The organism is Massilia sp. BGA-UO-ETr-WB1 (assembly GCF_059567845.1).
In genome coordinates, this window is the sequence record NZ_JCAQOT010000024.1 from 573,373 (window position 1) to 588,130 (window position 14,758).

General features: G+C 67.2%; 15 protein-coding genes. 7 read left to right on the top strand and 8 right to left on the bottom strand.

What is annotated here, in order from left to right; genetic code table 11:
• Positions 1-24: 24 nt before the first annotated feature.
• The 8 genes from AC56DV_RS15790 to AC56DV_RS15825 form a co-directional block, all read right to left on the bottom strand.
• A complete protein-coding gene (locus tag AC56DV_RS15790; RefSeq protein WP_496315222.1) occupies positions 25-1,284 on the bottom strand; it encodes a hypothetical protein in 1,260 nt (419 codons plus the stop codon).
• A 17-nt stretch (positions 1,285-1,301) separates the two neighbouring features.
• The gene (locus tag AC56DV_RS15795) at positions 1,302-3,323 is read right to left on the bottom strand and encodes a hypothetical protein (RefSeq protein WP_496315223.1); all 2,022 of its coding nucleotides are present in this window, start codon (positions 3,321-3,323) and stop codon (positions 1,302-1,304) included.
• A gap of 12 nt (positions 3,324-3,335) precedes the next feature.
• A complete protein-coding gene (locus AC56DV_RS15800) occupies positions 3,336-3,812 on the bottom strand; it encodes a hypothetical protein (protein WP_496315224.1) in 477 nt (158 codons plus the stop codon).
• 174 nt (positions 3,813-3,986) lie between these two features.
• Positions 3,987-5,015 (bottom strand): NAD(P)H-dependent glycerol-3-phosphate dehydrogenase, encoded by a 1,029-nt coding sequence (locus tag AC56DV_RS15805; protein ID WP_496315225.1) that lies wholly within the window; start codon positions 5,013-5,015, stop codon positions 3,987-3,989.
• Between the two features lie 10 nt (positions 5,016-5,025).
• Positions 5,026-5,469: an SH3 domain-containing protein gene (locus tag AC56DV_RS15810; RefSeq protein WP_496315226.1), complete on the bottom strand. Its 444-nt coding sequence runs from the start codon at positions 5,467-5,469 to the stop codon at positions 5,026-5,028.
• A 112-nt stretch (positions 5,470-5,581) separates the two neighbouring features.
• Positions 5,582-6,058, bottom strand: a complete 477-nt coding sequence (secB, locus tag AC56DV_RS15815) for a protein-export chaperone SecB (RefSeq protein WP_496315227.1) — start codon at positions 6,056-6,058, stop codon at positions 5,582-5,584.
• 125 nt (positions 6,059-6,183) lie between these two features.
• Positions 6,184-6,444 carry a glutaredoxin 3 gene (grxC, locus tag AC56DV_RS15820; RefSeq protein ID WP_496315228.1) on the bottom strand — a complete coding sequence of 87 codons (261 nt, stop codon included), beginning with the start codon at positions 6,442-6,444 and terminating at the stop codon, positions 6,184-6,186.
• 14 nt (positions 6,445-6,458) lie between these two features.
• Positions 6,459-6,860, bottom strand: a complete 402-nt coding sequence (locus tag AC56DV_RS15825; protein WP_496315636.1) for a rhodanese-like domain-containing protein — start codon at positions 6,858-6,860, stop codon at positions 6,459-6,461.
• 104 nt (positions 6,861-6,964) lie between these two features.
• Between AC56DV_RS15825 and gpmA the strand changes: the two genes are divergently transcribed.
• The 7 genes from gpmA (at position 6,965) to gspH (ending at position 14,758) form a co-directional block, all read left to right on the top strand.
• Entirely contained in the window at positions 6,965-7,711 is a 747-nt protein-coding gene (gpmA, locus tag AC56DV_RS15830; RefSeq protein ID WP_496315229.1) for a 2,3-diphosphoglycerate-dependent phosphoglycerate mutase, read from the top strand.
• Positions 7,712-7,718: 7 nt separating this feature from the next.
• Positions 7,719-9,284, top strand: coding sequence for a murein hydrolase activator EnvC family protein (locus AC56DV_RS15835; RefSeq protein ID WP_496315230.1), 1,566 nt, complete (start codon positions 7,719-7,721; stop codon positions 9,282-9,284).
• Between the two features lie 22 nt (positions 9,285-9,306).
• Entirely contained in the window at positions 9,307-10,800 is a 1,494-nt protein-coding gene (locus AC56DV_RS15840) for a S41 family peptidase (RefSeq protein WP_496315231.1), read from the top strand.
• A gap of 4 nt (positions 10,801-10,804) precedes the next feature.
• Positions 10,805-11,569 (top strand): HesA/MoeB/ThiF family protein, encoded by a 765-nt coding sequence (locus AC56DV_RS15845; protein ID WP_496315232.1) that lies wholly within the window; start codon positions 10,805-10,807, stop codon positions 11,567-11,569.
• Positions 11,570-11,582: 13 nt separating this feature from the next.
• The gene (locus AC56DV_RS15850) at positions 11,583-13,742 is read left to right on the top strand and encodes an amidohydrolase family protein (protein ID WP_496315233.1); all 2,160 of its coding nucleotides are present in this window, start codon (positions 11,583-11,585) and stop codon (positions 13,740-13,742) included.
• Between the two features lie 62 nt (positions 13,743-13,804).
• A complete protein-coding gene (gene gspG, locus AC56DV_RS15855; protein ID WP_496315234.1) occupies positions 13,805-14,251 on the top strand; it encodes a type II secretion system major pseudopilin GspG in 447 nt (148 codons plus the stop codon).
• A 9-nt stretch (positions 14,252-14,260) separates the two neighbouring features.
• Positions 14,261-14,758 (top strand): type II secretion system minor pseudopilin GspH, encoded by a 498-nt coding sequence (gspH, locus tag AC56DV_RS15860; protein ID WP_496315235.1) that lies wholly within the window; start codon positions 14,261-14,263, stop codon positions 14,756-14,758.

The following is a 14,758-nucleotide window of genomic DNA, read 5'->3' on the forward strand; positions in this document are numbered from 1 at the left end:
GCTTGGCTCAGGTCGGCTTGATGCTCAGGTGAGCTTGATGATCTGCGGCTTGCGCGCCTGGTGGGAGCAAAACACGAAGCCCTGCAGCTGCTTGGACCAGCGGAACTTGGACCAGGCGCCGTTTTCGGCCGCCTGCAGCTCGGCCTGGCCGCCCACGTCCTTGTCCCAGTGCTGCACCGGCACCTTGCTCCAGGTCCACGGATTGGTGGCCGGGTTGGTGGCCGGCGGCGTCAGTTTCACCAGCTCCGGCGGCGCCACCGACTGGTCCAGCCCGAACATCGCGCCCAGCTCGTCCACCCATTCCAGGCCCATGGTGTCCGGGCGGTGGAAGTTCTGGCCGCCGCCGTCGTATCCGCCCAGCAGCGCCGGCACCGTGCCCAGCGTGGTGTTGCGCGTGACGGCGCCGGTGGCCAGGTTGCGGATGTAGAGCGCGCGGAACGAGCCGTTGGCATAGGCGCCGTTGATATAGCCGCCGTCCACCGCCACCAGCAGGTTCAGCTTGGGGCACAGCGTCAACACGCCGTTCTGCAGGTTGCCGCCCAGCGCCGGGTATTGCGTGACGTCGCCGTTCTTGCTGATGAACAGCGTGTAGTCGACCTTGCCGTTCACGGCGGCCCACCAGCCCTGGCGCTGCTCGTCGATCACCGTGGTCGGGTAGTTGCCGCCCGTGACCGTGGCCGAGAAGCGGACTTCGTCCGGCACGGCGTTTTGCGGCTGGCGCGTGGCCAGCTGGCTGTAGCCCAGCTGCGGGCGCGACACATCCATTAGCTTGAGCCGGTTGGGGATGCGCGAGCCGGCCCAGAAGAAGGACACCAGCGTGCCCTTCGGCCCGCCGCCCCAGGCGGTCGGCATTTCCTGCAAACCGAGGTAGCTGTGCGGGTTGTAGGGCGTGCCGTCGGCCGCGTAGCCGTTGGTGAAGCTGCCGGAGGCGTTGCTTTGCAGCGGCACGTTGGCGGTTCTCCACGTCAGCGTGGTGAAGTCGCAAATCAGCGTGAACTGCAGGTTCGGCAGGCCGGGCGACGATTCGTGGCCGGCCGAGTAATACACTTGCGCGCCGTAAGTGCCGTAGTCGCGCAGGATGGCGCTGCCGCCCCAGATGGCGAACGGCGTGTTCATCAGGTAGTTGTCGGCCTTGTAGATCGACGGCGTGACGCTCATCGGCGTGTTGGTCATCGGCACGTCGGCGAAAAAGCCGGCCGGGGGCACCCAGGCCGGCAGCACCGGCCGCGTGACGGGGTTGGCCGCCACGGTGATGGTGAAGACATTGGATGATGCTTGGCTCATAATTTTCCTTGGCGGAGTTAGCTGACGCGCGGCTGCACGCCCCATCCGGGCGATTTGTTCCAGCCTGCGGCCAGTTCGTTCCAGTTGCTGGCGCTGATCATGCGGTTGTAGGCAGCTTGCGCGCCGGGCACGCCGTGCTGCACGGCATAGGCGATGGCGGGCTGCAGGTTGCCCCAGTAGCCGGTGGCGTCCGGGAAGTTGCCGCCCCGCAGGGGGCCGGCCACGCCGGGGTTGCGCACCGCCTGGGCCGCGAAGTACAGGTCGCCCCAGCTGGCGTACCACGGGCCGGTGCCGCCTTCGAAGTCGGCGCGCTCGACCGGCGCCACCGGCATGTAGTACTGGGCCGCGTCGCGGTACAGATAGTCGCTGTCGGCGGTGCCGCCCAGGCGGCCGATGATGCTTTGTGCCTTCCAGGCGAAGAACGCGTTCAGCTTGCCGAGCACGGTGGCCGCCAGCGGCGGCTGCAGGTCGATCGCGTAGCCGATGGCGGCGGTGAAGAAGTCCTGCTGCCAGGTGGCTTCGGACTGCACGCCGTAGCCCTGCGTATAGTTGGTGTAAGGCACCACGAAGCCGAACTTGTTGTTGGGCTTGGCCACATAGGTGGCGTGGTAATGCTCCACGTTGGCGGCCAGCGAGGCGGCGAATTCGCCGCGCAGCGCCGTGTCGCTGTCGGGCGTCACGCACAGCGCCTGCGCCAGCGTGCGCAGCGACCATGCCGCGCCGCGCGTGGTGTTGGATCCGGAGTTGGACAGGAACACCCCGTTCGCGTAGCTGCGGTGGGTGTCCGGATTCTTCAGGTAGCCCAGGGTGGCCGAGAACTGCACTTCCTCCATGAAGTAGAAGCGCCCCGTCAGCAGATAGGCGGTGTAGCCGATGGCCGGATGGTGCGGCGTGTCCCACACCGGGGCGACGGTGCCGGTGGCCGCCGCCGTGGTCTGGCCCTTGCTCGAACCGCCCACGCCGCTGACCGAGCTGCTGCCGTGCGCCACCAGGTTGGGGTAGCTGGAAAAGCGCAGCGGCCGCTGGGTGGTCTCGTCGCGGAAGTGGATGCCGTAGCGGCCCGCGCCGTAGGCGTTCACCAGCACGGCGGCGTAGGCGCGCGCGTCGCTGCTGGTCAGGTAGAGCGCGTCCCAGTCGGGAAGCAGGCCGATCGCGCCGTGGTAGCCGGTCTGGCCCATGGCGTTCGCGTAATTACCCTGCTGCAAAGGCGTGTACGTGGTTGCCAGGCCGTTGAATGCCGTGGCGGTGGACGGCACCGCGCCGCGGTAGGCCGGCACCAGGCGCGAAGCCTGCAGATAGGCCTTGTCGTGGCTGGGGGTGATCTGCGGGTCGCTGCCTAGCCAGTGGCCGTGCGCGGCGCCCTGCAGCAGCACGGTGCGGCAATGGTGCGGCAGGTCGATGGCCGCGCTGAAGCGCTGCGTGCCGCCCAGGCTGAAGGTGTAGGTGGCGCTCTTGTTGGTGGGGCCGGCCACTTTCAGGTAGCCGTTTTCCACCCAGGGCAGCACTTCCACCGCGCCGCCCGCGTACAGCCGCACTTCCAGCCACGCCACCAGGTGCGCGTCGCTGCCGATGGGCTTGCGGTAGATCCAGGAACTCATGGCCGGGCCGGCCACCCAGGCCATGAAGGGCGCGTCCCAGTCGGCGCCGGACCAGCTGGCCGTGCCGAAGCTGCCGGCGCCGACGGCGGCGGCCAGGTTGACGGCGCGCAGCCCGGCCGTGCCGAGCGCGGCGGCGGTGCCGGCCGTGCCGCTGGCGTTCAGCGTGTAGCTTTGCGGCGTGTTGGCGGCCAGCGTGGCGCGCCCGGACAGGGTGGCGAACTTGAGCGAGCCGTCCGGCCAGTGGTTCTTGGCCGTCACCTGCAGGCCGGGCAGGCTGCTGCCGACGAATTTGCCGGCCGGCACCTGGCCCTGGCGGAAGGCCTGGCCCAGGGTAAACGGCAGGTTGGCGCCGCCGGTCGCCGAGTTCAGCGTGAAGCTGGCGAACGATGCCGCAGGCGCCTGCACCTGGATCATGAAGGGGTTCGAGGAGGACTGTGCCATAAGGTCAGCCTGTCAGATGTCGCTGGCGGTCAGCACGTGGCCGTCAGTGCTGCCGACTGCGCCGATGCCGTCGTAGACGAAGGACAAGGTCCTGGCGTTGTAAGTCACGCCGGGCGGCAGCGCCAGGCCGTTCAGGGCGATGGCCAGCGGACCGCCGCTGGCGCTCTTGACGTATTTGGAAATGGAAATGGTGCTGGCCACGCCTTGCGTAAACGTCAAGGTGGGCACCACGGTCCACACCGGCGGCGTGCCAGCCGGCACCAGGGCCGACGGGCCGCTGGCGCCGCCGGAAGCGGTGCTCGGCGGCGGCGCCGGTTCGGCCGGCGTGGGGCCGGCCTGGGTGGTGCCGGCGGTGGCGCTGCCGCCGCCGCCGCAGGCTTGCAGCGCCATGGTGGCGGCGCTGGCCGACATCAGCTGGATGAAGCGGCGGCGCTGTTTTTCCGGGTTGCTATTACTGGACAGTTCGATGGACGAAAGAGAATGTTTCATTGCCAATGATCTTCTGAAAATATAGGAAGAGTGGGGCGTTGCCGCCCTGCATGACAACTAGTTTCGCACAAAATTGAGGCAAATTAGCGCCGGATTGAAGCGTGCGCCGCATTTATTTTGTTCGGTCAAATGACAATTGACGGAACATTATTTAACTTTTGAACACCAGAAATTTCATATCGGCAAGCCATTTTCGCCGCGCGGATCGCGCGCCAGCAACTGCGCCACCATGGCCTGCGGCTGGTCGCCGTCGAACAGCACGCCGGCCACCGCGTTGGTGATCGGCATGTCCACGCCCAGCCGGGCCGCCAGCTCGCGCACGGCCTTGGCGCAGGGCACGCCCTCGGCCACATGGCCCAGCTCGCTGACGATGGTGTCCAGCGCCTTGCCCTGCGCCAGGCCGAGGCCGACGCGCCGGTTGCGCGACAGGTCGCCGGTGCAGGTGAGGATCAGGTCGCCCATCCCGGTCAGGCCCATGAAGGTTTCCACTTGGCCGCCCAGCGCGGTGCCCAGGCGGGTGATCTCGGCCAGGCCGCGCGTGATGAGGGCGGCGCGCGCGTTCAGGCCCAGGCCCAGGCCGTCGGCCACGCCGGTGGCGATGGCCAGCACGTTCTTGACGGCGCCGCCCACTTCCACGCCCACCAGATCGGCGCTGCTGTAGACCCGGATATTGCCGCCGTGCATGGCCGCCACCACGCAGTCGCGCAGCGGCGCCGAGCTGGACGCGATGGTCAGCGCGCACGGCAGGCCGCGCGCCACTTCCTGCGCGAACGAGGGGCCGGACAGCGCGCCGCCCGGCACGCTGTCGCCCAGCACCTCGCGCATGATTTGGTGCGGCAGCAGGCCGGTGCCGTATTCGAAGCCCTTGCACAGCCACACCAGGTTGGGGATGGCGCGCCCCTTCAGCTGTTCCAGCAGCGGGCGCAGGCCGGCCACCGGGCAGGCCGCGATCAGCAGGTCGCTGCCGTGGGCCAGCGCGGCGTCGAAATCGGCGCCGATGCGCAAGCCGGGCGGGAACGGGTGGCCGGGAAGATAGTGGAGATTGTCGCGCGCGGCCGCCATTTCATGCATGGCGGCTTTGTTGCGCCCCCACAACAAAACATCGTGGCGGGCGGCCAGCGCCATGGCGACAGCCGTGCCCCAGGCGCCTGCGCCGAGCACGCTGATCCGGCGCGCGCCGGCGGCATGTTGATGGTTCTGCATGGGATTGTTCTTAAATGCCCCAGATATCGCTGCTTTTCACATAGCCGGTCAGGCCGTCGCGGTGGCGCACCTTGACCCAGCCGTTGCCGGCCGCTTCGGCCAGTTCCAGCAGCACGCCCTTGTCGGCCAGGAACACCGTGGCGGCGCTGTCGTCGGCGGACGCGCGCACCTTGGTGTTGGCGGCGCGCACCACCAGGGTGCGCTTGGCGCTCAGGCTTTTGGCCTCGGTCCAGGCCAGGTCGCCGCTGGCGTCGCGCACCTTGACCCATTCGCCGTAGCTCAGCACCACTTCCAGCGGCATGCCGCGCGGCGCCACGAACAGCTTGCCGCCCTTGGTGGACGGCGCGTCGTACAGGATGGCCGGGGCCGCGCCCACCGATTTGAAGTCGAGCGCATGCCCGGCCGTAGCGGCCAGCAGCAGTGCTGCGCCTGCGATCCATCGGAAGAGTGTCATACCGGGCCTCTGATCAGAATTCGGGAGTGAAAAAACGCAAAGGCCGCTGCCGGCCTTTGAGAGGGCGGCGCGCCAGGCGCCCCGCCGGATTGCATCGTTACTGCTAACGCAATTAGTGCGCCGCGCCTTCGGCAGGTGCTGCGGCAGCTTGCTGCTCAGCCAGCGCTTGCAGGCGCTGCTGGTAGAACACTTCGAAGTTGATCTCGGCCAGGTGCACGGGCGGGAAGCCGGCACGGGTGATCATGTCGGCAATGTTGGCGCGCAGGTAAGGGTACACGATGTTCGGGCAACCGATGCCCAGCAGCGGGTCCAGCTGTTCGGCAGGGATGTTGCGCGCTTCGAAGATACCGGCTTGCTTGCCTTCAACCAGGAAAGCCACTTTGTCTTTGATCTTGGCGGTCACGGTGATGGTGACGGTCGATTCGAAGATGCCTTCAGCCAGCGGCTCGGCAGCCACGTCCAGCGCGACTTCGATCGCAGGCGCTTCCTGTTCCAGGAAAATGGCTGGGGAGTTCGGCTGTTCCAGCGACATGTCTTTCAGGTAGACGCGTTGGATTTGGAAGACTGGTTGCAGATTTTCGTCAGACATGGTGCGCTTTCTTATGTAGGAAAAGAGCGGCAAAACCGCTCGCTGTTAGGGTACCCGCGCGGCCCGTCCCGGGAGGGCGGGCGCGCCAATGCGCAGCAATTGTAGCAAAACCAATTTGAGGGCGGTCAGGCTTTTAACAAGGGGTCCAGGCCGCCGGCTTGATCGAGCGCATACAAATCGTCGAAACCGCCCACATGGGTGTCGCCGATATAGATTTGCGGCACGGTGCGGCGGCCGGTTTTCTGCATCATCAGCACGCGCTGCTCGGGATCGAGGTCGACGCGGATCTTGTTGATGCCGGTCACGCCCTTGGCTTCCAGCAGGCGCTCGGCGCGCACGCAGTACGGGCACACGGCAGTGCTGTACAGGGTTACGTTGGCTGTCATGGTGCTATCCTCTCTTATTTAGTCAGCGGCAGGCCGGCGGTCTGCCAGGCGGACTGGCCGCCATCGAGCACGACCACGTTATCAAAGCCCGCGCCGCCCAGCAGCTTGGCGGCGCCGAAGGCGCGGCCGCCCTTTTGGCACACCACCACGATGGTGCGGCTTTTGAATTTGTCCAGCTCGGCGACGCGCTGCTTGAGCTCGCCAGCCGGGATATGTTTGGCGTCCGGCAGGTGGCCGTCGGCGTATTCCTTGGCGTCGCGCACATCCAGGATGGTGGTCTTGCCGCGGTTTATCAACTGCACGGCCTCGGCCGGGGTCACTTTTTTGCCGCGCTGGGTCAGGACCGGCCACAGCAGTGCGCCACCCGACAGGGCGACGATGCCAATAAGAAAAATCTGATCAATAAGGAATTTCACGGTGTTCCAATGGTTATAGGTTATGCGCGCATTATAAAATAGAAGCTGAACAGAGGCTGAAACGCTGCCTCCCGCAGATTTTTTCACACTTTATAGATAGTCCTATGTACAAAATTGTCTTCATGCGTCACGGCGAATCCACCTGGAACCTCGAAAACCGCTTCACCGGCTGGACCGATGTCGACCTGACGGAAAAGGGCGTGGCGGAAGCCAAAGCCGCCGGCCAGGTCCTGAAACAGGAAGGCTACACCTTCGACCTGGCTTACACCTCGGTGCTCAAGCGCGCCATCCGCACCCTGTGGCTGGCGCTGGACGAAATGGACATGATGTATCTGCCGATCAAGCACGACTGGCGCCTGAACGAACGCCACTACGGCGCGCTGCAGGGCCTGGACAAGGGCGAAACGGCCGCCAAGTACGGCGACGAGCAGGTGCTGGTATGGCGCCGCAGCTACGACACGCCGCCGCCGCCGCTGGCCGAAGACGACGAGCGCACCTCCTTCAACGACCCGCGCTACGCCGGCCTGCCGAAGGACAGCATCCCGCTGACCGAATGCCTGAAGGACACCGTGGCGCGCGTGATGCCGGCCTGGGACGAGGAAATCGCCCCGGCCATCCGCGCCGGCAAGAAAATCATCATCTCGGCCCACGGCAACAGCCTGCGCGCGCTGATCAAGATGCTCGACGGCATCAGCGACAGCGACATCGTCGGCCTGAACATCCCCAACGGCCAGCCGCTGGTGTACGAGCTGGACGCCGACCTGAAGCCGATCCGCCACTACTACCTGGGCGACCCGGCCGCCATCGCCGCCGCGCAAGCCGCGGTGGCCAACCAGGGCAAGGCCAAGTAAATAGTTGATGTCCTGGTCTTCTACCACCCGCAGTGCGGGGGCGGCCGCGCTGGCGCTGCTGCTGACGCTGGGGACGGCTGCCGGTGCGCAAGCCGCCCCCGCCAAGCCCACCGAGCGCAGCAAGCAGAAGCTGCAAGCCGAAGCCGAGCGCGCCGGCCTGCAGCAAAAGCTCAACGAGCTCAAGCGCGACATCGGCAAGACCGAGAGCGCCCGCGAGGACGCGGCCGACACGCTGGCCGAGTCCGAGGAGGCGATCTCGAACGCCAACCGCAGCCTGCGCGAGCTTTCCGAGGAGCAATCCCAGACCAGCGTCCGGCTGCAAGCGCTGGGCGAGGAGCGCGCGCGCCTGCAGGCCACGGTGGAGCTGCAAAAGCAGCAGCTGGCCAAGCTGCTGCGCGAGCAATACGTGGCGGGCAATGAAGACCGCATCAAACTGCTGCTGTCCGGGGACAACCCGAACCGCATCAACCGCGACCTGCAGCTGATGGCCTATGTGTCGCAGGCGCAGGCGCGGCTGCTCGACTCGCTGCGCGCCAACCTGCGCGCGGTGGAGGCGAACCAGGCCGAGGCGCAGAACGCGCGCGACGAGCTGGACGAAATCGCGCAGGAAGAACAGCAGCAGAAAGAGCTGCTGGTCAAGGAGAAAGCCAAGCGCGCCGCCGTGCTGGCCGGCCTGTCGCAGCGCCTGGTGGCGCAGCGCAAGGAAGCCGGCAAGCTGGCGCAGGACGAGCAGCGCATGGCCGGCCTGGTGGACAAGCTGGGCAAGCTGATCGAAGAACAGGCCAGGGCCGCCGCCGCCGAGAAGGCGCGCCTGGAACGCGTGGCCGCCGCCAGGGCCGCCAAGGCCAAGGCCGACGCCGAGGCGAAGGCGCTGGCGCAGGCCAAGGCCCGCGAACAGGCCAAGGCGCGCGCCGAAGCGCTGGCCAAGGCCAGGGCCGAACAGGCCGAGCGCGAACGCATCGCCAAGGCCGAGGGCAAGCCGAAACCGGCGCCGCTGCCGCTGCCGCCGGCCGCGGTGACGCCGCCACCGCAGACCGCCCAGGCCACCCCGCCGGCCCCGGCAGGCGAGGGCGGCAAGCTGGAGCCGATCGAAGTGGACGAATCGAAAGTGGCGGCCGTGAAGGAAGAGCCGCCGGCGCGCAAGGCCGACATCGCGCTGGCCCCGGCCATGCCGGACGGCGCCTTCGCCGCGCTGAAAGGCCAGCTGCGTCCGCCGGTGGCGGGCAAGGTTGCCGCGCGCTACGGCAGCAAGCGGGGCGACGGCCCCAGCTGGAAAGGCATGTTCATCCGCGCCGCCGAAGGGGCCGAGGTGCACACCGTGGCCAGCGGACGGGTGGTGCACGCGAGCTGGCTGCGCGGCTTCGGCAACCTGATCATCGTTGACCACGGCGGCCAGTACTGGAGCCTGTACGCCAACAACCAGTCGCTGCTGCGGCGGGTGGGCGAGGTGGTCAAGGCCGGCGACGTCATCGCGGCGGCCGGAAACACCGGCGGCAACGAAGAATCGGGTTTATACTTTGAGCTCAGGCACAAGGGCAAGGAATTCGATCCGGCCAGCTGGGTCAAATTCTAAAGTCCAACACAGCGGAAGAATCATGGGTAACAAGTTCAAGAATTTCGGCCTGATCGGCCTGGGCATGGTGGCCGGCGTGGCCGCCTCCCTGCAGTTTTCCGCTGTGGCTCAGAAAGCGCCGGCCATGCCCCTGCCGCTGGAGGAATTGCGCCAGCTGTCGGACGTGTTCGGCCTGATCAAGTCCGACTACGTGGAGGACGTGGACGAGAAAAAGCTGGTCACCGAAGCCATTTCCGGCATGGTGGCCTCGCTCGATCCGCACTCGGTGTACCTGGACAAGAAGGCCTTCAAGGAGATGCGCGAGTCCATGCTGGGCAAGTTCGTCGGCATCGGCATCGAGGTGGGCATCGAGGACGGCTACGTCAAGGTGGTGTCGCCGATCGAGGATTCGCCCGCCTTCAAGGCCGGCATCAAGGCCGGCGACCTGATCACCCGCCTCGACAATACGCCCATCCGCGGCCTGTCGCTGGACGAGGCGATCAAGAAAATGCGCGGCGAGCCGCACTCGAAAATCGTGCTGACGCTGTCGCGCAAGGGCGAGGACAAGCCGATCATCGTGCCCATCGTGCGCGAAGAGATCCGCGTGCAAAGCGTGAAAGCCAAGATGATCGAACCGGGCTACGCCTGGCTGCGCGTGTCGCAGTTCCAGGAACCCACGGTGGACGACCTGGCGCGCAAGCTGGGCAAGCTGTACGAGCAGAACCCCGGCATCAAGGGCCTGGTGCTGGACCTGCGCAACGACCCGGGCGGCGTGGTGCCGGGCGCCATCGGCGTGTCGGCCGCCTTCCTGCCCAGGGACGCCGTGGTGGTTTCCACCAACGGCCAGCTGGCCGACTCCAAGCAGACTTTCTACGCCCGCCCCGAATACTATTCCGGCCGCGCCAACAGCGACCCGCTGGCCAAGCTGCCGGCCGCGCTGAAGACCGTGCCGATGGTGGTGCTGGTCAATTCCGGCTCGGCCTCGGCCTCCGAAATCGTGGCCGGCGCGCTGCAGGACTACAAGCGCGCCGTCGTCATGGGCACGCAGACCTTCGGCAAAGGCTCGGTGCAGACCCTGCGCCAGCTCACCGCCGACACCGCCGTCAAGCTGACCACCGCGCGCTACTACACGCCGCACGGCCGCTCGATCCAGGCGCGCGGCATCGTGCCGGACATGCTGGTCGATGAAACCGCCGACGGCGACGGCCTGAACAGCCTGCGCCTGCGCGAGGCCGACCTGGTCAAGCACCTGAACAACAAGGACGAGGCCGAGCTGCCGTCCGCGCCGCAGCCGGTGCACGATGAACTGGAAGAAGAGCAGCGCATCCTGGCCTTGTCCAAGACCCGCAAGCCGGTGGAATTCGGCAGCAAGGACGACTTCCAGCTGGCGCAGGCGCTGAACCACTTCAAGGGCTTGCCGGTGCAGCTGTCCAAGACCGAGAAGGCGCGCGACCTGGACGTGGCGGCCTCCGCCAAGCCCGCCAGGCAGGATGCCCCCGTGAAACAGGACGCTCCCGCCCAGCCGCAGAAGAAGTAAGGCGATGGACGACAGCCAGCTGCTGCGCTACTCGCGCCATATCCTGCTTGACGAAATCGGCATCGAGGGCCAGCAGAAACTGCTGGAGGCGCGCGCGCTGGTGATCGGCGCCGGCGGCCTGGGCTCGCCGGCCGCCATGTACCTGGCCTCGGCCGGCGTGGGCACGCTCACCATCATCGACGACGACACGGTCGAGCTGACCAATCTGCAGCGCCAGATCGCCCACAACATGGCGCGCGTGGGCCAGCCCAAGGCCGAGTCGGCGCGCGCCACGCTGGCCGCCATCAACCCCACCATCGGCATCGAAGCGCTGGTCGAGCGCGCGGACGACGCGCGCCTGGCCGAGCTGGTGAGCCGGGCCGACGTGGTGCTCGACTGCACCGACAACTTCGCCACCCGCCACGCGGTCAACCGTGCCTGCGTGGTGCACCAGGTTCCGCTGGTGTCGGGCGCGGTGATCCGCTTCGACGGCCAGGTCAGCGTGTTCGATCCCCGCGGCGGGGCCGACCGCAGCGCGGACCTGCCGTGCTATTCCTGCCTGTTCCCGCAAGACCAGCCCTTCGAGGACGTGGCCTGCTCCACCATGGGCGTGTTCGCGCCGCTGGTGGGCGTGGTCGGCGCCATGCAGGCGGCCGAGGCGCTCAAGCTGCTGATGGGCATAGGCGAGCCGCTGTCCGGCCGCCTGCTGCTGCTGGACGGCTTGCGCATGGACTGGACCTGCATCAAAATCGCCCGTAACGACGCCTGCCCGGTGTGCGCACAACCCTAGGAGACTTACTCAGATGAAGCGACTTTCCGCCGTCATGGCCGTGGCGATTGCCTCGGCATTTGCCGCTTACGCCCCGGCCGCCGCCTCGGCAGCGGAAACCCTGCGCTATGTGCTCATCACCGAGAACGGCAAGCAGGCCGGCGAGCAGGTGGTCGAGCGCGGCGACGACGGCCTGACCAAGGTGCGTTTCATCTACAAGAACAACGGCCGCGGCCCCGAGCTGACCGAGCAGATCCGCTACAACGCCGACGGCACCATGGCCAGCTACGCGGTGCAGGGCAACTCCACCTACGGCGCCGTGGTCAACGAGCAGTTCGGCATCCGGGACGGCAAGGCCGCGTGGCAGTCGACCACCGAGCGCGGCGAGCAGGCGCTGAACGGCCCGGCCATGTACGTGCCGCTGAATAACTCCTTCGAAGTGGCGTCCGCCGCCATCAGCGCGCTGGCCGCCGCGCCGGACGGCAAGCTGGCGCTGCTGCCCTCGGGCACGCTGACCCAGCGCAAGCTGGCCGAAGCGCAGGTGACCCTGAACGGCCAGAGCCAGACGGTGCAGCTGCTGGCGCAAACGGGCCTGGGCCTGTCGCCGCAGTTCTACTGGGCCACCATGGGCAACGCCGCCGGTAGCACTGGCACTACCAAGCCGCGCCTGTTCGCGGTGGTGATCCCGGGCGCCTTCACCGCCATCGAGCAGGGCTGGGAAGCCAACGGCCCGGCGCTGGCCGCGCTGCAGAAAGAGGCCGAGCAGAAGATGCTGACCGAGCTGGCCGCCACCTTGCAGCATCCGCTGAACGGCCTGACCGTGGTGAAGAACGCGCGCGTGTTCGACAGCGAGAAAGCCAAACTGGGCCCGGCCTCGGACGTGTACGTGCTGCGCGGCCGCATCACCGCCGTGCTGCCGGCCGGCTCGCCGGTGCGCGGCGCCGTCAACGAGATCGACGCCGACGGCCGCGTGCTGCTGCCCGGCCTGTTCGACATGCACGGCCACGTGGGCCGCTGGGAAGGCGGCCTGAATATCGCCGCCGGCGTGACCACCGTGCGCGACATGGGCAACGACAACGCCCAGCTGCAGCAGATCATGGACGAAACCGCGGCCGGCAAGCTGCTCTCGCCGCAGGTGGTGCCGTCCGGCTTCCTGGAGGGCGAAAGCCCGTACTCGGCCAATCTCGGCTTCGTGGTGAAGACGCTGCCGCAGGCGAAAAACGCCATCGACTGGTACGCCGAGCATGGCTACCCGCAGCTGAAGATCTACAACTCCTTCCCGAAAGAGATCCTGAAGGACGCGGTGGCGTACGCGCACAGCCGCGGCATGCGCGTGTCCGGCCACATCCCGGCCGGCCTGCGCGCCTTCGAAGCGCTGGACATGGGCTTCGACGAGATCCAGCACATCAACCAGGTGATGCTGAACTTCCTGGCCACGCCGCAGACCGAAACCCGGACCCTGGAGCGCTTCGTGCTGCCGGCCGAGAAAAGCGCCGCGCTGAAGTTCGATTCCAAGCCGGTCAAGGACTTCATCGCCCGCCTGGCGAAGCAGAAGACCGTGATCGACCCCACCCTGGCCACCTTCGCCTTCCTCAAGCAGAAGGACGGCGACATGAACACGCCGTTCGCGGCCATCGCCCCGCATATGCCGCCGGACCTGCAGCGCGGCTTCCGCGTCGGCACCATGAAGATCGCCGACGAGCCCACCCTGAAGCGCTACGAGCAGTCCTACGCCCACATGGTGGACTTCGTCGGCCGCCTGTACCGCGCCGGCGTGCCCATCGTGGCCGGCACCGACGAGCTGGCGGGCTTCACCCTGCAGGCCGAGCTGGAGCTGCTGGTGCAGGCCGGACTGACGCCGTCGCAGGCGCTGCAGGTGGCCACCCGCAACGGCGCGCTGTACACCCGCACCAGCCACGAGCGCGGCAGCATCGCGCCGGGCAAGCTGGCCGACCTGGTGCTGGTGGACGGCGACCCGACCAAAAACATCGGCGACGTGCGCAAGGTGGCCGCCGTCATCACGCGCGGCTTCCTGGTCTATCCGCACGAGGTGGACAGCGCGCTGGGCATCCGTCCATTCGTGGCCGCCGGCCCGGCGCTTAAGAAGCTGGCGCCGGTGTCGAGCAATATCGCCGGCGGCGGCAACGAGGGCGCCTTGCAGCGCATCGGCGTTTCCGCCCACCGCCACGATTAGGCCTTATATTCCACAATTAAGCCTTATACTTCCGCACTCTCACCTGAAAAGTGTCCTTGTCTATGCAAAACGTAACATTCCCTGCCAAGCGCCGCGCGCGCGGGTTCACCCTGATCGAGATCATGGTGGTGGTGGTCATCATGGGCGTGCTGGCGGCGCTGGTTGTACCGAAGCTGCTGAGCCGCACCGGCGAGTCGAAAATCGCCGCCGCCAAGGTCGATATCGCCACCGTGATGCAGGCGCTGAAACTGTACAAGCTGGATAACCAGCGCTATCCGACCACCGAACAGGGTCTGCAGGCGCTGCTCACCAAGCCCACCACCGGCCCGGCCGCCAACGGCTGGAAAGCGGGCGGCTACCTCGAGAAGATGCCGAAGGACCCGTGGGGCAACCCCTACCAGCTGCTGTCGCCCGGCCTGAAGGGCGAAGTGGACGTGTTCTCGCTGGGCGCCGACGGCCAGCCGGGCGGCACCGGCGACGACGCCGACATCGGCTCCTGGGACAACTAAGCTTCCATCATGGCAGCCGCCGCGCGCTTCACCCAACCGCAGCGCGGCTTTACGCTGATCGAGCTGCTGGTGGTGCTGGTCATTGCCGGCATCACGGTCGGCCTGGTGTCGCTCAACGCGGCGCCCAGCCGGCGCCAGAGCATGCAGCAGGAAGCGCAGCGCGTGGCGCTGCTGCTGCAGCTGGCGCGCGACGAAGCCATCGTGCGCAACCGCCTGGTGGCCTTCGAGGCGGGACCGGAAAGCTACCGTTTCCTGGTGCGCAACGAGCAGCGCGTGTGGGAACCCATCACCACCCAGGACAAGCAGGACGACCTGCTGCGCGAACGCCAGTTCAAGAACAGCCCCGTGACCCTGCTGCTGGACCCGGCCTCCACCGTGCCGGGCGACACGCTGCGCATCACCTTCGGCCGCGAGCCGGTCGATAAACCCTTTGTGCTGACCATGGCCAGCGGCGACGTCAGCGTCGCCATCCGCGCCGACGGCATCGGCCATTTCACGGTGGATTGA